Raw genomic sequence first — 16,698 nt, 5'->3', positions numbered from 1 at the left:
TCAGTCGCGCTCGCAGACGAAGATCGCGGTGCCCGGGATCAGGTTGCCGCGCAGCGGGGACCAGCCGCCCCACTCCTGGCTGTTCCACTCCGGCCACTCGGGCTCGACCAGGTCGAGCAGGCGGAAGCCGCCCGCGACCACGTCGCGCACCCGGTCGCCGATCGTGCGGTGGTGCTCCACGTACACGGCGCGGCCCTGCTCGTCCTGTTCCACGTACGCGGTGCGGTCGAAGTAGGAGGCGGCGACGGACAGCCCCTCGGGTCCGGGCTCGTCGGGGAAGGCCCAGCGGACGGGGTGGGTCACGGAGAAGACCCAGCGGCCGCCGGGGCGCAGTACGCGGTGCACCTCGCGCATGACGTTGACCGGGTCGGCGACGAAGGGGACGGCGCCGTACGCGGAACAGGCCAGGTCGAAGGAGCCGTCGCGGAAGGGCAGCCTTCCGGCGTCGGCCTCGACCAGCGGGAGGTCGTCGCCGATGCGCAGGGCGTGCTGGAGCTGGCGGTGGGAGAGGTCGAGGGCGACCGGGCGGGCGCCCTGGGCGGCCAGCCAGCGCGAGCACTGGGCGGCTCCGGCGCCGATCTCCAGGACGTCCTTGTCGCGGAGGGAGGCGACGGGGCCGAGGAGGGCCGCCTCCGCCTCGTCCAGCCCCTCGGGTCCCCAGACGAAGCGGTCGTCGCCGAGGAAGGCGCCGTGGTCGTTCTGGTACTCGTCGGCGTTGCGGTCCCACCAGCTGCGGCTCGCGCGACTGCTCTCCGCTTCCCCCGCGTCACGCCGTGTGGCCTCGGGGTCTTCCACGGAGACCAGATCGGCCTCGTACGCTTCTTCGGAGGCGTAGTCCTCTTGGTTCATGGGGCCCGTCGTCGTAGTCTGCGAATGTCTTCTGAATGTGGCAGGGAGCGCCAGGAAGGGCTTCCCGCCCATGAATTGTGCCGGTTGTGCGGTGATCCGCCCGGGGTGTGCGCCTTCGCGCATTGACCCTGTCCGGCTGCCCCCGTATGCTACAAGTTGCGCTGCGAGCCTGTGCTCCTCAGACCTAGCAGGCTGCGCTTGCATCTGTTGATGTCCCCTCGGTTTTCGAGGCCCCGCCGCTCTTCGCGGAAGGGGGTCTCCTTGGCTGTCCGGCTTCTTCGGCAGATGCCGATAAGGGCTCCCGGCGTAGCAGTACCTACGACTTTCTGTCCGTAACCGGAGCCCTTTCCCACATGACGAGCAGCACCGAGACCACCTCTACCACTCCGCAGGTAGCGGTCAACGACATCGGTAACGAGGAAGCCTTCCTCGCCGCGATCGACGAGACGATCAAGTACTTCAACGACGGCGACATCGTCGACGGCGTCATCGTGAAGGTCGACCGGGACGAGGTCCTGCTCGACATCGGTTACAAGACCGAAGGCGTGATCCCGAGCCGTGAGCTCTCGATCAAGCACGACGTCGACCCGAACGAGGTCGTCAAGGTCGGCGACGAGATCGAGGCCCTGGTTCTCCAGAAGGAGGACAAGGAAGGCCGTCTGATCCTGTCCAAGAAGCGCGCTCAGTACGAGCGTGCCTGGGGCACGATCGAGAAGATCAAGGAAGAAGACGGCATCGTCACCGGTACCGTCATCGAGGTCGTCAAGGGTGGTCTCATCCTCGACATCGGCCTCCGCGGCTTCCTGCCGGCCTCTCTCGTCGAGATGCGTCGTGTCCGCGACCTCCAGCCCTACGTGGGCAAGGAGCTCGAGGCGAAGATCATCGAGCTGGACAAGAACCGCAACAACGTGGTCCTGTCCCGCCGCGCCTGGCTGGAGCAGACCCAGTCCGAGGTCCGCCAGACGTTCCTCACCACCCTGCAGAAGGGTCAGGTCCGCTCCGGCGTCGTTTCCTCGATCGTCAACTTCGGTGCCTTCGTGGACCTGGGTGGCGTCGACGGTCTCGTCCACGTCTCCGAGCTGTCCTGGAAGCACATCGACCACCCGTCCGAGGTTGTCGAGGTCGGCCAGGAAGTCACCGTCGAGGTCCTCGACGTGGACATGGACCGCGAGCGTGTCTCCCTGTCGCTGAAGGCGACGCAGGAGGACCCGTGGCAGCAGTTCGCCCGGACCCACCAGATCGGTCAGGTCGTCCCGGGTAAGGTCACCAAGCTGGTTCCGTTCGGTGCGTTCGTCCGCGTGGACGAGGGCATCGAGGGCCTGGTCCACATCTCCGAGCTGGCCGAGCGCCACGTGGAGATCCCGGAGCAGGTCGTCCAGGTCAACGACGAGATCTTCGTCAAGGTCATCGACATCGACCTTGAGCGTCGCCGGATCTCGCTGTCGCTGAAGCAGGCCAACGAGTCCTTCGGTGCCGACCCGGCGTCGGTCGAGTTCGACCCGACCTTGTACGGCATGGCCGCGTCTTACGACGACCAGGGCAACTACATCTACCCCGAGGGCTTCGACCCCGAGACCAACGACTGGCTCGAGGGCTTCGACAAGCAGCGCGAGGCCTGGGAGACCCAGTACGCCGAGGCGCAGCAGCGCTTCGAGCAGCACCAGGCTCAGGTCATCAAGAGCCGCGAGGCCGACGAGGCCGCTGCCGCCGAGGGTGCTGCCGCCCCGGCCGCCGGTGGCAACGCCGGTGCGGGCATCTCGGGTGGTTCGTACTCCTCGGAGTCGGACGAGACCTCTGGCGCCCTGGCGTCGGACGAGGCCCTGGCCGCGCTCCGCGAGAAGCTGGCCGGCGGCCAGAGCTGATCGCAGCGCGCATCACACTCTGGTGTGAGCAGAGCTGAACTGCGTTGAACGGTAAGGCCCGTCCCCTTCGGGGGGGCGGGCCTTACCGCGTTCCCCCGCCCGCTCCTCCCCGTCCCCTCCTCCGTTGCGTTCCTGTGAATGCGGCCAACTGGGGAATGGCCGGGCCGCCTTGGACGTTCTTGGCTGAGAACGAGGCGAGGAGGAGTGGTGACGGTGCTTGATCCACAGGGTTTGTACGAATGGGATGCCAAGGGCCTGGCGGTGGCCGACCTGGCGGTCGCCCAGGACTCGGCCGGGCTGGTCATGCTGTACCACTTCGAGGGGTACATCGACGCGGGTGAGGCAGGCGAGCAGATCGTCGAGCGGCTCCTCGACACCCTGCCCCACCAGGTGGTCGCCCGCTTCGACGCGGACCGGCTGGTGGACTACCGGGCCCGGCGCCCGCTGCTGACCTTCCAGCGCGACCGCTGGACGGAGTTCGAGGAGCCCCGGCTGGAGCTCCGGCTCGTCCAGGACGCCACCGGAGCCCCCTTCCTGCTGCTGTCCGGCCCCGAGCCTGACGTGGAGTGGGAGCGCTTCTCCGTCGCCGTCCGGCAGATCGTCGAGCGCCTCGGCGTCCGGCTGTCGGTCAACTTCCACGGCATCCCGATGGGCGTCCCGCACACCCGTCCGGTGGGCATCACCCCGCACGGCAACCGCACGGACCTCATGCCGGGCCACCGCAGCCCCTTCGACGAGGCCCAGGTGCCGGGCAGTGCGGAGTCCCTCGTGGAATTCCGCCTGGCCCAGGCCGGGCACGACGTGCTGGGCGTCGCCGCGCACGTACCGCACTACGTCGCGCGCTCCGCGTACCCGGACGCCGCGCTGACCGTGCTGGAGGCGATCACGGCGGCGACCGGGCTGGTGCTGCCGGCCGTGGCGCACGCCCTGCGCACCGAGGCGCACCGCACGCAGACGGAGATCGACCGGCAGATCCGGGAGGGCGACGAGGAGCTGGTCGCCCTGGTGCAGGGGCTGGAGCACCAGTACGACGCCGCCGCCGGGGCCGAGACCCGGGGCAACATGATCGCCGAGCCGGCGGAGCTGCCTTCGGCGGACGAGATCGGCCGTGAGTTCGAGCGCTTCCTGGCGGAGCGCGAAAGAGAGAACTGACGTACGGGTCAGCGGCGGGGCGCCCTATGCTGCGGGGCATGCTGAAAGTAGGCCTGACGGGCGGAATCGGTGCCGGCAAGAGCGAGGTCTCGCGACTGCTGGCGGGGTACGGGGCGGTCGTCGTCGACGCCGATCGGATCGCGCGGGAGGTCGTGGAGCCCGGTACGCCGGGGCTCGCAGCCGTCGTGTCGGCCTTCGGGGAGTCGGTGCTGACCGCGGAGGGGACGCTGGACCGGCCGAAGCTGGGGTCCATCGTGTTCGCGGACCCGGCGAAGCTCCAGACCCTCAACGCGATCGTGCACCCGCTGGTCGGGGCCCGGTCGGCGGAGCTGGAAGCCGCCGCGGGGGCCGGCGCGATCGTCGTGCACGACGTCCCGCTGCTCACGGAGAACGGACTGGCGTCCCTCTACGACCTGGTCGTCGTGGTGGACGCGGCGCCGGGGACCCAGCTGGCGCGGCTGACCGCGCTGCGCGGGATGGCCGAGGACGAGGCGCGGGCCCGGATGGCGGCGCAGGCGACCCGGGAGCAGCGGCTCGCGGTGGCGACCGTCGTGATCGACAACGACGGGCCGCTGGAGGCGCTGGAGCCGCAGGTGCGCAAGGTGTGGGACGAGCTCACGGCGCGGGCGGCGGGCGGGACCGCTTGACGTGTGAGGCTGACGTGTGCGGCTGAGGGCGGCAGCCGGCCGATGCGGGCGGCATGGGCTGACCTGGGCGGCTGACGTGTGCATGGAATAGCAGGTGGGGCGGGGGCGTTGAACGCGCCCGGAGAGGGAAGGATTTCGAACGTGTCCGAAACCACGCGCCCCACACCGTCCAGCCCGGAAACCCACGTCATCGACTACCGGGCCGCCGAGCAGCTGCTCGCCGCCCGGGACCCGCGCGGCGCGGTCAAGCTGCTCGACTCGGTCATAGCCGCCCACCCGGAGAACACGGCGGCGCGGCTGCTGCGGGCCAGGGCCTTCTTCGCGGCGGCGCAGCTGCGACCGGCCGAGCTGGAGTTCGAGCTGGTGCTGGAGCGGGAACCGGACAACGCCTTCGCCCACTTCGCGCTGGCCCGGACGTACGAGCGCTCGGGCCGGCCCGAGCAGGCCCGCAGGCACTTCCGCCTCGCCGCGGCACTCGACCCGCAGCCCGAATACCTGGCGGCGGCCCGCTTCGAAGGCCCTGCGGAAGAGGGCGGGGCCGGAGCCGGCCCCGCCTGACTCACCGGCTGCGGGGCGGCTCGTACGGCGGGATGTCCCGGCCCGGCTGGTAGTGGGGCCCCTGGTGGATGTGGCGCACGATCATGAAGAGGTCGACGGCCACGACCACCGCCAGCGCCCCGCAGGCGGCCGCCCATCCGGGACGGCCCGCCAGGGAGAACAAGGCCGTGCCGGCGGCAGCCCAGACGAGCCCCCAGACACCCAGCCAGAACCGCAGCCGCAGTGGACTGCGCGCGGTCACCGGCTCGTTTCCGGAACGCATGGTCATCGCCTCTCATGCCCATGGTGCCACCGGCCCACCCCGTTCGGTCAGGGGTTGAGCTTGTTCACGGCCTTGGTGGTCGTCTTCCTGAAGTCGGCGACCGGGGCGTGGGACAGGTCGCCCATCTGGCCCCACTGCACGACGGTCACGGTGGAGCCGTCGCGCCCGATCCCGTACAGGTGCACCCCGGGCTCGGAGTCGGGGACCGAGGTGTGGACCCCGTAGACGTGCGCGCCCTCCTCCACGGGGAGCGTGCCGTAGTCCTGCCAGGAGGCGGTGCCGCCCGGGGTCGTCCGCAGCCAGTCGGCGGCGCAGGCGGCGACCTCGCGCTCCAGTGTGCCGACGAGCTTGGCCGCGGCGGCCGGCGAGGCGGACCGTACGGAGACCTGCACGGCGCCCGTGTCGTACTCGGTGCCGAAGACGCGGTGCCAGCTGCCCGTGGCCGGGAGTACGCCCTCCAGACAGAACGGCGCGGTCTCGGGCAGCCCCTTGGTGACCGCGCCCGCGTACCAGGGGGAGGTGGGGTGCGGGGGAAGGTCGGTGCCGGTCAGGAAGCCGGGAGCGGTGGCGGCCGCGGTCGCGGCGGAGGTGGCGGCGGAGGCGGTCAGGACGAGGGCGGCCGCCGCCGCGACGACCGCGGTGGTGAGCCTGGTGGCGGTGGCGGTGGCGGTGGCGGTGGCGGTGCCGGTGCCGGAACGTCGGAACATGGTCGGTTCTCCCCGTGGGTGCCGTGGTGGTGTGTGCCTGACGAGCCTGTTCCCCGGTCGGCGTGGCGGGCGACGGATTGCCGCGAATCCGGGACGCTGGAACGGCCGTACAGGCCGTCACCTGGGGGAACACCTCCTGCATGGAACGCGGTCGTGGAACGCGGTCGTGGGACGCGGAACGGGGGAGAGCGTGGGCGAGGCGGAGCATTTCGCACGGCTGATGCGGGAGCTGAAGGAGCGTGCCGGGCTCAGTTACGGAGCTCTGGCGCGCCGGCTGCACACGAGTACGTCGACGCTGCACCGGTACTGCAGCGGGGAGGCGCTGCCGGCGGAGTTCGCGGTGGTGGACCGCTTCGCCCGGGCCTGCGGGGCGACGCAGGGGGAGGCGGTGGCCCTGCACCGGGCCTGGCTGCTGGCGGACGCGCGGCGGCGCGCGGGGGCCGCCGTGACCCCGGAGCCGGAACGGGAACCGGGACCGGGACCGGATCCCGAGCCGGAATCGGCAGCGGATCCCGAGCCGGTGCCGGAGCCGACTGTGGTGGTGCTGCCGGAGCCCGGGCCCGGGCTCCGGCAGCCGGTGGCTCGGCCGCCCTGGTACCGGCGGCGGGCGGCCGTGGTCGCCGCCGCGGGGGTGACGGCCGGGGCGGTGGCGGTGGCGCTGCTGGCGGCGGCCGGTCCCGGCCCGGGCACGCCGCACGTGGGCGGGAGTACGGGGACGGGCCCGGGCGCGGGTCCGAGCGCGCCGGTGTCCCCGGGCGCGGGGTCCGCCTCGGCGCCGACGGCGACGGGCGCAGCGGAACCGACACCATCGGACGGTTCGGACGGTTCGGACGGTTCGGACGGTTCGGACGGTTCGACCGGTTCGGACGGGTCGGCCGGTTCGGCCGGGTCTTCGGGGTCGACGGGCCCGGCGCCCGTCCGGACCGCCCCGCCACCGCCGGTGTCGGCCCCGGGCCGGGACCCGGCCACGCCCCTCAAGGCAGCGGTGAGGTCGCACGTGTGGACCGCGGGCTGCGATCACGCCTACCTGAGCGGGCGCGCTCCCGGATCGGTGCCCCCGCCGCCGGTGGAGGCGGACGCACCGGCGTGGGCGGCGGCGCAGGGCGCGGTGCACGCCGGGTCGCAGATCGTGGAGGTGACCCTGCACGGCACGGGCGGGGGCGCCGTGGTCCTGGAGGACCTGGAGGTACGGGTGGCCGCCCGCCGCAAGCCACCGGCCTGGAACGTCTACCAGATGTCGCAGGGATGCGGCGGCGCGCTCACCCCCGCGGCGTTCGCCGTCAATCTGGACGCGCCGCGACCGCTGGCCCGGCCCGTCGCCGGGAACGACGGCGGCAGCACACTGCCGGCCCCCGTCTTCCCCCTGCGGGTCTCGGCCGCCGAGCCGGTCGTCCTACGGGTCGAGGCGGCCACCACGGGATGCGACTGCGACTGGTCCCTGGACCTGCGGTGGACCGGCCCGTCGGGGTCGGGCACCCTGCGCATCGACGACGGCGGGCGGCCGCTGCGCACGAGCGCCACCACCGGCCGGCCCGTGTACGGGTACGCCCCGGAACAGGGCCGCTGGGCCCGCTGAACGGCAGGAGCCGAACGGCAGACGCTGAGCGGCATGAGCTGAGCGGCATGAGCTCAACCGCAGGTCAGAGGGCGTTGTCAGTGGCCGCGCCTAGACTCGTCGGCACAGGGACAGAGCCACGGGATCGACGGGGAGGGGGACAGCGATGAGCGTGCCACCGCAGGCCACCGCACTGCTGCGCCACGCCGCCGTCTTCCTGCCCGCAGCGGTCCCCCGCGAGGGGCGGGTCGCCTTCTGGGCGCCCGACGGCGGAGCCCTGCCCGAGGCGGGCACGCCGACGCCGCTCACCGTCGTGCGCCCCCACGGCGACGGGGTCCGCAGCCGGACCGTGCCCGCGGTGACCTTCTCCGTCACCGCCGCCCTGCCCCTGCTCGCGCAGGCGCCCCGCAGCCCTGCCGCGCATCCCGCCACCCGCGCCTGGGGCACCGCCGCCCGGCAGGCCCTCACCCTCGCCGCCCGTGGGCGGCTCCTCCCGGGGCTCACCCCCGAGGGCGTCGACGCCTGGCGGGCCGGACCGCTCGACGCCGCCGACATCGACCACCTCCGCGCGGTCGCCGCCGCGCTGCCGCACGAGGGGTACGCGACGCCCCTGCCCGGGCGCCGCCCGCTCCAGCTGCCCGAACCGGAGGCACTGGTCCGCGCGTTCCTCGACGCCGTCGCCGACGTCCTGCCCCGTACCCCGGCCGCGGCCGTGGCCGCCGGGCGGCCGTTCGCCGCGCGGGAGCCGCAGCAGGTGCCCGGGATACAAGGCTGGGTCGCGCAGGTCGCGGCCGGCTCCGACACCGGGGTCGGGATCTCGCTCCGGCTCGACCTGTCCTCCTTCCAGCTCTTCGACGAGCCAGAGGAAGCCGGCACCCGGCGTGCCGGAGCCGCCGTCGTCCAGGTGCACAGCCTCGCCGACCCGACCCTGGTCACCGACGCCGGGCAGCTGTGGGCGGGCACCGCCGCCGCCGGGTTCGGTCCGCGCGCCCGGATCGACGCCGTGCTCGCGCTGCGCCGGGCAGCCCGCGTGTGGCCGCCGCTGCTGCGCCTGCTGGACCAGCCCGTGCCCGATGCCCTGGCCCTGTCCGACCCGGAGCTGGAGGACCTGCTCGGGGTGGCCGCGACCCGGCTGGCCGCCGCCGGGGTCCTGGTCCACTGGCCGCGCGAGCTGGCTCGTACGCTGTCGGCGACCGCCGTCGTCCGCTCCACCGCGCCCGGTTCGGCGACCGACGGGACCGCCTTCTTCGACGCCGAGCACCTCTTCGCCTTCTCCTGGGAGCTCGCGCTGGGCGGCGACCGGCTCACCCCCGGGGAGATGGACGCGCTCGCCCAGGCACACCGGCCCGTGGTCCGGCTGCGCGACCGGTGGGTGCGGGTCGACCCCGAGCTGGTGCGCAAGGCGCGCAAGCGGGAGCTGGGCGTGCTCGACCCGGTCGACGCGCTGGCCACCGTGCTGTCGGGGACGGCCGAGGTCGACGGAGCGACGGTCGAGGCGGTTCCGGTGGGGGCGCTGGCAGCCCTCCGGGACCGGCTGACGGGAGAGCAGGAACCGCTGCCGCAGCCCGCCGCCCTCAAGGCCACCCTGCGCGACTACCAGGCGCGCGGCCTGGCCTGGCTGGACCTGATGACCTCGCTCGGACTCGGCGGTTGCCTCGCCGACGACATGGGCCTCGGCAAGACCGTCACGCTGATCGCGCTGCACCTGCACCGGGACCGGCCGGAGCCCACCCTCGTGGTGTGTCCCGCGTCCCTCCTCGGCAACTGGCAGCGGGAGATCGAGAAGTTCGCCCCCGGCACGCCCGTGCGCCGCTTCCACGGCGGCGGCCGCGGCATAGAGGACCTGACGTCCTGCGCGGGCGGGTTCGTCCTCACCACCTACGGGACGATGCGCGCCAGCGCCGCCCTGCTCGCCGAACAGAGCTGGGGCATGGTCGTCGCCGATGAGGCGCAGCACGTCAAGAACCCGCATTCGGCGACCGCGAAGGCACTGCGCACGGTGCCGGCGCCGGCCCGGGTGGCGCTGACCGGTACTCCGGTGGAGAACAACCTCTCCGAGCTGTGGGCGCTGCTCGACTGGACGACGCCGGGGCTGCTGGGCCCGCTCACCGCCTTCCGGGCCCGCCACGCGCGCCCGGTGGAGCACCAGAACGAGGAGGACGGAGGCAACGAGGCGGCGGTCGCCCGGTTGTCCGCGCTCGTCCGGCCGTTCCTGCTGCGCCGCAAGAAGTCCGACCCGGGTATCGCGCCCGAGCTGCCCCCGAAGACGGAGACCGATCATCCGGTCTCCCTCACCCGTGAGCAGGCCTCGCTCTACCAGGCGGCGGTGGACGAGGCGATGGCCGTGATCGAGTCGAGCGAGGGCATGGAACGGCGCGGCATGATCATGAAGTTGCTGGCCTCGCTCAAGCAGATCTGCAACCACCCCGCGCAGTACCTGAAGGAGGAGCAGCCCCGGCTCCCGCACCGCTCGGGAAAGCTCGCCCTGCTGGACGAGCTGCTGGACACGATCCTCGCCGAGGGCGGCTCGGTGCTGGTCTTCACCCAGTACGTGACGATGGCCCGCCTGATCGAACGGCACCTCCAGGCCCGCGGGATCAGTTCCCAGCTGCTGCACGGCGGGACGCCGGTGCCGCGTCGTGAGGAGCTCGTCGACCGCTTCCAGGCGGGCGAGGTCCCCGTCTTCCTGCTGTCCCTCAAGGCGGCGGGCACCGGGCTGAACCTCACCCGGGCCGGGCACGTCGTCCACTTCGACCGCTGGTGGAACCCGGCCGTCGAGGAACAGGCCACCGACCGCGCCTACCGCATCGGCCAGACCCAGCCCGTACAGGTCCACCGGATCATCGCCGAAGGCACCGTCGAGGACCGGATCGCCGAGATGCTGGAGGCGAAGCGGGCCCTGGCGGACGCCGTCCTGGGCTCCGGGGAGTCGGCGCTGACCGAGCTGACCGACCGCGAGCTGGCCGACCTCGTCTCCCTGCGGAGGCCCGGATGATCACCGCGCGGGACGACCGCCGCCGCACCTTCGAGACCGTTCCCGCCGGCGCCGAGGCGGTCAGCTGGTGGGGCCGGGCCTGGGTGGCCGCGCTGGAGGAGGTCTCCCGCGACGCGGCCCGTCTGGCCCGGGGACGTACGTACGCGGACGGGGGGCACGTCAGCGCGGTCACCGTCACTCCCGGCCGGATCGTGGCGTACGTCCGGGGCAGCCGGCCCCGCCCGTACCGCACCGAGCTGACCCTGCCCGCCTTCGCGGACCCGGAGTGGGACGACCTGCTGGAGACGGTCGCGGCCGACCCCGCGGCGCTCGCCGCCCTGCTGGAACGGGAGGTCCCGCAGTCGCTCGCCGGGGCCGTCCTGCCCGGCGCGGGTGAGCTGGTCCCGCACTGCTCCTGCCCGGACTTCGGGCGTCCGCCGTGCAAGCACGCGGCTGCCCTCTGCTACCGGGCGGCCCGGCTCCTGGACCAGGACCCCTTCGTCCTGCTGCTCCTGCGCGGCCGGGGGGAGCGGGAGCTCCTCGACGAGCTGGCCCGCCGCAACGCCGCCCACGCCGCGCGGGAACAGCCCGACACGGCACCCGGCTTCCCCGGCGTTCCGGCCCGGACGGCGCTCGCCCGCACCAGCCTGCCGCTGCTGCCCGCGCCGCTTGCGGCGCCCGCCGCCGTGGGCCTTCCGCCCGCCTACCCGGCGGACCCGGCGGCGCCGGACCCGCTGGCCCTCGACCAGCTCGCCTCGGACGCGGCCGCCCGTGCCCTGGCCCTGCTCACCACCGGCGAGGATCCGATCGCCGGGCTCACCGTGTGGCAGGACGCCGTCCGGCTGGCGTCCGCGCACCCCACGGCGGGACTGACGGGCGCGGCCCGCACCCTGTACCGGGACCTGGCCCGCGCCACGGACCGGACCACCACCGATCTCGCCCGGGCCGCCGCGGCCTGGCGCCAGGGCGGGCGCCCGGCCCTCGCCGCCCTCGAAGAGCCCTGGGACCCGCCGGCGGGCCCCTTCGACCGGGCCCGCCCGGCCCTGCTCGCCGCCGGCCGGGGCTCCTTCCGCCCCGACCGCAACCGCCTGACGCTCCGCACCCGCCAGCTCCGCCTCGGCCGCGACGGCCTCTGGTACGCCTACGAGGACCGCCACGGCGACGAGGACTGGTGGCCGACGGGCCCCGCTTCCCCGGACCCGGTCAGCGCTCTGCCGGGCTGATGCCCTCCGCCCAGCGGGTCAGGGTGGCGAAGTCCCGGTCGCGCAGGCCGTGACGGGGGTGGACGCGCAGCAGGAGGGCCGGGGCCGGATGGTGTTCGGCGACCCAGGCGCGGTCGCGCGCGGTGATCATGTCGTCGACCCAGGCGAAGGGGCGGCCGGCCGCCCAGTCGCGGAGGTGGCGGGTCTTCCAGGAGAGGCCGTCGGGGTCGTCGGCGAAGAGTTCGGGCCACTCGACGACGGTGAGGTCGCCCGGCAGCCCGATGTGCGGGGAGATCATCGTGTTGGCCTGGTGCGTCCAGGCGGTGGCCCAGGTGAGTTCGAACGGCAGGGCCAGCAGCCGGGCACCGTGGGAGGGGTGGAGACGGACCCGGGCGCCGCGCCGGGCCCTGCGGGACTCGGGGTCGCGGTAGGAGAGCCACACGTCGGGCCACATCCGGTGGCTGCGGTATCCCCGCAGACCGGCGAGGGGGGAGCGGAACGGGTTGAGGGGGCCGTCCACGTCGAGGAGGAGCAGCGGGCGTTCGGTCATGAAGTACCCAGTACCCAGTACACGATTGAGTGAAATGTCTACCCCCGCTATAACCCGAATGGGGTCAGAGCGTTGTTTCCGGTGCGGGGACATTGCCCGCGAACTTCTCCGGAAGGCAGGAAAACTGATGCGTCACAGTCGTCGGAATGGCTTGATCGCGGCGGTGGTTGCGGGAGGCGGACTGGCGGTCGCGGGTGTGGGCGGCTTCGCCTACGCCGATGCGGACGCGGGTGGCCGGGCCGAGCGCTCGCCGGGGCTGCTGTCCGGGAACCTCGTACAACTGCCGGTGAATCTGCCGGTGAACGCGTGCGGGAACACCGTGAGCGTGGTCGGCGTGCTCAACCCGGCAGCCGGGAACCGCTGTAGCAACCAGGCGTCGGGGGGCGGTGCCTCGCAATCCGGCCAGGGATCCGCGCACTCCTCGACACCGGGAGCCGCACACAGTGGCGGAGGGGCGAACGCCCAGGGAAGCGGAAAGGATTCTCCCGGAGTGCTCTCCGGCAACGGGCTGCAGCTCCCGATCGACCTCCCGCTGAACGTCAGCGGGAACTCGGTGAACGTGGTCGGCATCGGCAACCCCTCGGTGGGCAACACGTCCGTCAACGGTGAGGTACCCACGGGCGGCAAGCCCGTCCAGCCGCCCGTCGTCGAGAAGCCGGTGACCCCGGTCGTCCCGACGGTGCCCACCGCGCCGGTCACGCGCGTCACCCCGCCCGAGGCCCCGCAGCACGAGGCCCTCGCCCACACCGGGTCGGACGGCGTCGGCTACCTGCTGCCCAGCGGCGGCGCGCTGCTCCTCGGCGGAGTCCTCCTCTACCGCCGCTTCCGCCTCAACTGAGCGGGGTCAGGCCGGCGGGCGCGGAGCGGGCACGGACGCGCGCTCCGGCGGCGGTATGCGCCACCCGTCCAGGATGGCGTCGATCCGCGCGGCCAGCCGGGCGCGGGCCGCGAACCGCGGGACCCCCGCCATCAGCAGGGCGTCGTACTCGGTGTCGGTGTGCCGCACCGCCGCCCGGACCGCGACGGAGACCGCCAGTTCGTCGAGGGCCCGGCCGGCCGCGGTGCGGCCCACCCGCCCGCTGCCCCGTACCGAGGCATGAGTGGCGATCGCCACGGCCCGGTCGGCTGGACATCCGGGAAACAGCCGCACGATCTCGGCGGCGAACGCCGCCGTGAAGCGGGTGTCCTCGGCCGCACGGCGCCGCCGGTCGCGCTCCCGGCGGCGCGCCCGCGCCTCGGAGTCTGCGAGGCAGGCGCGCTCCGCGCGTGCCAGCGCGTCCTCCTCGACGAGGAGGCCCAGGCGCTCGTAGCGGTGCCGGCGCTTGTTGAAGCGCACGACGACGGCGCAGAGCGAACTGGCCTCGCGGGAACGGCGGGTGAGTGCCGTGTCCCCCCGCGGGAGATAGACGAGATGGCCGAGATCCGTACAGTCCAGGCAGCGGGGTACGCCGGCCTCTCGGACGAGGTGCCGGAGCGGGCCCCGTCGGCACTCGGCGCAGTGGATCTGCTTCAGCGATTCGAAAACCACCAGGCTCATGGACATGTGATACCGCTGTATGACCCTCATATCACCTGGTGAAGAAGGCATGCTGATGTTTCGTCGACTGTTCCGGTCCGCCAGGCTGCCGATCTACCGTGGGGCGCTGGACCGCAGGTGGTCCACCGAGGAGGGGCACATGGGCGGGCTGCGGACGATCACGGCACGGCGGGGCGGAACACACGTCGCCACGCCCCCGACTGGCCGGGAGATAGTGATCCCGCCCGGCGGTTGCACCGGCTGGCACTTCCACCGGGTCAGACTGGACGCGGTGGTCCTGGCGGGCACCCTGACCCGGATCCTGCACGACCGCACCGTCGAGGTGCACACGGTCGGGACCACCTTCGTCGAGCCCGCGGGCATCGGACACATACACCTGGGCCACAACCTCGGCACCGAGCCGGTCGTGCTCTACGTGACCCCCGCGCTCCCCCCGGGGACCCCCTTCGCGATACCCACCCCGGCACCGGCCGGTGCCACGCAGGCGGCCTGCCGCTCACACAAGCCGTCGTATCTCTCCGCGGACCCGGTAGAAGCCCCCTGAGGCGGCGTGCAGCCCCTCGACCACGTACCGCGCCCCGGGCTCCCGTATCCCGCGCGGGAACTGGACGTTCCACGACGGTTCGAAGCCGTCCGACACCACCTGCACCCGCACCCGGCCGCCCTGCTGGACGCACTCCACCACCACACCGCCGGCCGGCGCCGCGGCCATCGCGGCCACCGAGACCGTCGCCACCGCCGAGGCCGACGCGGCAGGTGTGAACACCGGGAGCGCAGCCGCCGACTTCACGTCCATGGGCGCGGGCACCGAGCCCTGCTGCGCCGCCGCGATCGCCTGCTCGGTCGCGTCCACGCAGACGAGCGACCCGTCCGTGGTGACGAGGTACAGCCGCTCGTCCAGGTACTGCATGGACAGGGCCGACCCGCCGCCCGTCCCCAGCTTCCACAGCCGTCGGCCGTCGGCGTCGAAGCAGTAGACCGAGGAGGAGGAGTCGCCGGCGAACACGTGCCGCCCGTCGGGCGAGGTCGCGCACGAGTACACCGCGGCGTCGCACGCGTAGGAGGCCTCCACCGCCCCCGTCGCCTTCGAGAGCCGCTGCACGGTGTTGCGGACCGTGCCCGCATACACCGCGTGGTCCTCCTGCCAGCCGAACAGCACTCCACCAGGGGTCTTGGTGTGCCACAACTGCCCCGTGCCGTCGGCCGCGTACGCCGTCACACCGCCGCTGTGCCCGTGGAAGACCGCCCGCTCGTCCGCCCGGACCATCCAGGCGCCCGTCCCGGCCGACTTCCGTGACCACTGGTGCTCGTCCTCGTGGTCGATGACGGTCAGACCGCCGTTCGCGTCGGAGACGTTCAGCACGCCCTCGTGGATGTCGAGCCAGTAGATGTCCACGTCCGCCGCGATCGCGTAGGCCCCGAACGGCACCTTCGACGACAGGTCGTACACCGTGCCGTCGTCACAGCCCGCGTATATCCAGAACTCGTCCGCCACCAGGCACTTCACCCCGTCCGGCAGCGAGTACCGGGCGAGCACCTCGCCGCCGTGGCTCAGCGTGTACACGTCGCCCGCCTGGTTGCCGACCCAGCAGCGGTCCTCGTCCACATGGATGCCGAAGGCCGACGAACCCGTCCGGAAGCGCCACAGCACCGGGGCCACCGCGCGTGCCGTCGAAGGCGCCGAGGCCACCTGGCGGCGGGTGACCGACCGGGCGGCGCGCTGCCCCTGCACGGCAGGCGCGTACCCCTTGCGCACCTTCTCCCCGATCTTCTTCGCGGCGGCCGCACGGGCCTTCTCGGCGCTCGGGAAGGCGGAGGTCTGCAGCTGGCCGTCCGCGCCGATGCGCCCGTACCGCACGGACACGGCGGCGCCGTCGACGGTCACCTCGTAGAACTTGTGCGCCGCGCCGTCGTCCTGCGACAGCTCCAGATACGTCGTCTCCCGAGCCATGACAAACCTCTCCCCAAAGGCAGCGCCGCCGGCTCCCTTTCGGCCGGTGATCCCTCGTGAAAACGCTACGGCCCACCACTGACAATGGGGCCGTGCAGTGGGAAGCGATCACATGGCAGCGGATGGCCGAGCGGCTCGCCGGTCACCTCGACAACCCCGACAACGCCCCCGAACAGGGCAGTTGGCGGCGGGTGGGCATCGACGGCGCCCCCGCCGCCGACACCGGCACCCTCGCCGGCGAACTCGCCGAGGCGCTGCGGCTGCGCGGCCGCCCGTCCTTGGTGGTGCCGGCCGACGGATTCCTGCGGCCGGCCTCGCTGCGCTTCGAGTTCGGCCGGCAGGACGTGGACTCCTACCTCGGCGGCTGGTACGACACGGCCGCCCTCTGGCGGGAGGTGTTCGGCCCGACCGACCCCGGCGGCAGCGGGCGGGTGCTGCCGGACCTCTGGGACCCCGTGACCGACCGCGCGACCCGCAGTCCCTACGTCGAACTCCCGCCCGGCGGCGTGCTGCTCGTACACGGCCCGCTGCTGCTGGGCCACTGGTTCCCCTTCGACCTGAGCGTGCACGTCCGGCTGTCCGCCGGCGCGCTCGCCCGCCGCACCGAGGAGTCCGCACGCTGGACGCTGCCCGCCTTCGCGCGCTACGAGGCCGACACCGACCCCGTGGCAGCGGCCGATGTGGTGGTCCGGGCGGACGACCCGCGGCATCCCGCCTGGACGGGGCTCGACGCCGGCTGACCCTCCCATGCGGCCGGTTCCGCTGCCCGGAGCCCCTCCCCGGTCCGCCCCACCGTCGTCGCCCGGGAGCGGCCCGGACCCGCGCCCCGGGCGCCGACGGGCCCGGTTCGGGGTGAGCCGGACCTGCGCCTTCCGGCGTGGGACGGCTCGTC

Annotated in this window: 16 protein-coding genes and 1 pseudogene; 11 read left to right on the top strand and 6 right to left on the bottom strand. The window is 73.3% G+C overall.

Annotated elements, in window-relative coordinates; translation table 11 throughout:
- Window positions 1–849 carry a class I SAM-dependent methyltransferase gene (locus DEJ51_RS07930; RefSeq protein WP_150256954.1) on the bottom strand — a complete coding sequence of 283 codons (849 nt, stop codon included), beginning with the start codon at window positions 847–849 and terminating at the stop codon, window positions 1–3.
- A 353-nt stretch (window positions 850–1,202) separates the two neighbouring features.
- On the opposite strand from DEJ51_RS07930, the gene rpsA reads away from it, so the two are divergent.
- The 4 genes from rpsA to DEJ51_RS07910 all read left to right on the top strand — a co-directional run bounded on the left by rpsA (window position 1,203) and on the right by DEJ51_RS07910 (window position 5,068).
- Window positions 1,203–2,711, top strand: coding sequence for a 30S ribosomal protein S1 (gene rpsA / locus DEJ51_RS07925; protein WP_030010959.1), 1,509 nt, complete (start codon window positions 1,203–1,205; stop codon window positions 2,709–2,711).
- 213 nt (window positions 2,712–2,924) lie between these two features.
- Window positions 2,925–3,863: a PAC2 family protein gene (locus tag DEJ51_RS07920; RefSeq protein ID WP_150256953.1), complete on the top strand. Its 939-nt coding sequence runs from the start codon at window positions 2,925–2,927 to the stop codon at window positions 3,861–3,863.
- A 38-nt stretch (window positions 3,864–3,901) separates the two neighbouring features.
- A complete protein-coding gene (coaE, locus tag DEJ51_RS07915; RefSeq protein WP_150256952.1) occupies window positions 3,902–4,510 on the top strand; it encodes a dephospho-CoA kinase in 609 nt (202 codons plus the stop codon).
- A gap of 141 nt (window positions 4,511–4,651) precedes the next feature.
- Window positions 4,652–5,068 (top strand): tetratricopeptide repeat protein, encoded by a 417-nt coding sequence (locus tag DEJ51_RS07910; protein ID WP_150256951.1) that lies wholly within the window; start codon window positions 4,652–4,654, stop codon window positions 5,066–5,068.
- 1 nt (window position 5,069) lies between these two features.
- Here DEJ51_RS07910 and DEJ51_RS07905 read toward each other — a convergent pair whose 3' ends face one another.
- Both DEJ51_RS07905 and DEJ51_RS07900 read right to left on the bottom strand, forming a co-directional pair.
- Window positions 5,070–5,330, bottom strand: coding sequence for a DUF6343 family protein (locus DEJ51_RS07905; RefSeq protein WP_190620885.1), 261 nt, complete (start codon window positions 5,328–5,330; stop codon window positions 5,070–5,072).
- Window positions 5,331–5,377: 47 nt separating this feature from the next.
- On the bottom strand, window positions 5,378–6,037 hold the full coding sequence (locus DEJ51_RS07900; protein WP_223836257.1) for a hypothetical protein: 660 nt from the start codon (window positions 6,035–6,037) through the stop codon (window positions 5,378–5,380).
- A gap of 166 nt (window positions 6,038–6,203) precedes the next feature.
- On the opposite strand from DEJ51_RS07900, the gene DEJ51_RS35495 reads away from it, so the two are divergent.
- From DEJ51_RS35495 to DEJ51_RS07880, 3 genes are all read left to right on the top strand, one after another.
- A complete protein-coding gene (locus tag DEJ51_RS35495) occupies window positions 6,204–7,613 on the top strand; it encodes a helix-turn-helix domain-containing protein (protein ID WP_263411699.1) in 1,410 nt (469 codons plus the stop codon).
- A 145-nt stretch (window positions 7,614–7,758) separates the two neighbouring features.
- Window positions 7,759–10,587, top strand: coding sequence for a DEAD/DEAH box helicase (locus DEJ51_RS07885; protein ID WP_150256947.1), 2,829 nt, complete (start codon window positions 7,759–7,761; stop codon window positions 10,585–10,587).
- The gene (locus DEJ51_RS07880; protein WP_150256946.1) at window positions 10,584–11,789 is read left to right on the top strand and encodes an SWIM zinc finger family protein; all 1,206 of its coding nucleotides are present in this window, start codon (window positions 10,584–10,586) and stop codon (window positions 11,787–11,789) included. Before DEJ51_RS07885 ends, DEJ51_RS07880 begins: the two co-directional genes overlap by 4 nt.
- Here DEJ51_RS07880 and DEJ51_RS07875 read toward each other — a convergent pair.
- On the bottom strand, window positions 11,770–12,318 hold the full coding sequence (locus DEJ51_RS07875) for a hypothetical protein (RefSeq protein ID WP_150256945.1): 549 nt from the start codon (window positions 12,316–12,318) through the stop codon (window positions 11,770–11,772). The genes DEJ51_RS07880 and DEJ51_RS07875 overlap by 20 nt on opposite strands.
- Between DEJ51_RS07875 and DEJ51_RS35800 the strand changes: the two are divergent.
- Both DEJ51_RS35800 and DEJ51_RS35795 read left to right on the top strand, forming a co-directional pair.
- Window positions 12,317–12,628 (top strand): annotated as a pseudogene (locus DEJ51_RS35800) (chaplin); the annotation flags it as partial. The gene DEJ51_RS07875 and the pseudogene DEJ51_RS35800 overlap by 2 nt on opposite strands.
- Before the next feature lie 180 nt (window positions 12,629–12,808).
- Window positions 12,809–13,156, top strand: a complete 348-nt coding sequence (locus DEJ51_RS35795; RefSeq protein WP_411757385.1) for a chaplin — start codon at window positions 12,809–12,811, stop codon at window positions 13,154–13,156.
- 6 nt (window positions 13,157–13,162) lie between these two features.
- Here the strand turns inward: DEJ51_RS35795 and DEJ51_RS07865 are convergent, their stop codons facing one another.
- The gene (locus DEJ51_RS07865) at window positions 13,163–13,855 is read right to left on the bottom strand and encodes a DUF2293 domain-containing protein (protein ID WP_223835702.1); all 693 of its coding nucleotides are present in this window, start codon (window positions 13,853–13,855) and stop codon (window positions 13,163–13,165) included.
- 55 nt (window positions 13,856–13,910) lie between these two features.
- On the opposite strand from DEJ51_RS07865, the gene DEJ51_RS07860 reads away from it, so the two are divergent.
- Window positions 13,911–14,399 (top strand): cupin domain-containing protein, encoded by a 489-nt coding sequence (locus DEJ51_RS07860; RefSeq protein WP_150256942.1) that lies wholly within the window; start codon window positions 13,911–13,913, stop codon window positions 14,397–14,399.
- On the opposite strand, the gene DEJ51_RS07855 is transcribed toward DEJ51_RS07860, so the two are convergent.
- Window positions 14,352–15,806: a WGR domain-containing protein gene (locus DEJ51_RS07855; RefSeq protein ID WP_150256941.1), complete on the bottom strand. Its 1,455-nt coding sequence runs from the start codon at window positions 15,804–15,806 to the stop codon at window positions 14,352–14,354. The genes DEJ51_RS07860 and DEJ51_RS07855 overlap by 48 nt on opposite strands.
- Window positions 15,807–15,898: 92 nt before the next feature.
- On the opposite strand from DEJ51_RS07855, the gene DEJ51_RS07850 reads away from it, so the two are divergent.
- Window positions 15,899–16,546 carry a uridine kinase gene (locus DEJ51_RS07850; protein ID WP_150256940.1) on the top strand — a complete coding sequence of 216 codons (648 nt, stop codon included), beginning with the start codon at window positions 15,899–15,901 and terminating at the stop codon, window positions 16,544–16,546.
- Window positions 16,547–16,698: the final 152 nt, after the last annotated feature.

The sequence above is a fragment of the Streptomyces venezuelae genome (assembly GCF_008642275.1).
In the GTDB taxonomy this organism is placed as follows: Bacteria; Actinomycetota; Actinomycetes; order Streptomycetales; family Streptomycetaceae; genus Streptomyces; species Streptomyces venezuelae_E.
This window is presented reverse-complemented; position numbering and strand designations above follow the sequence as displayed.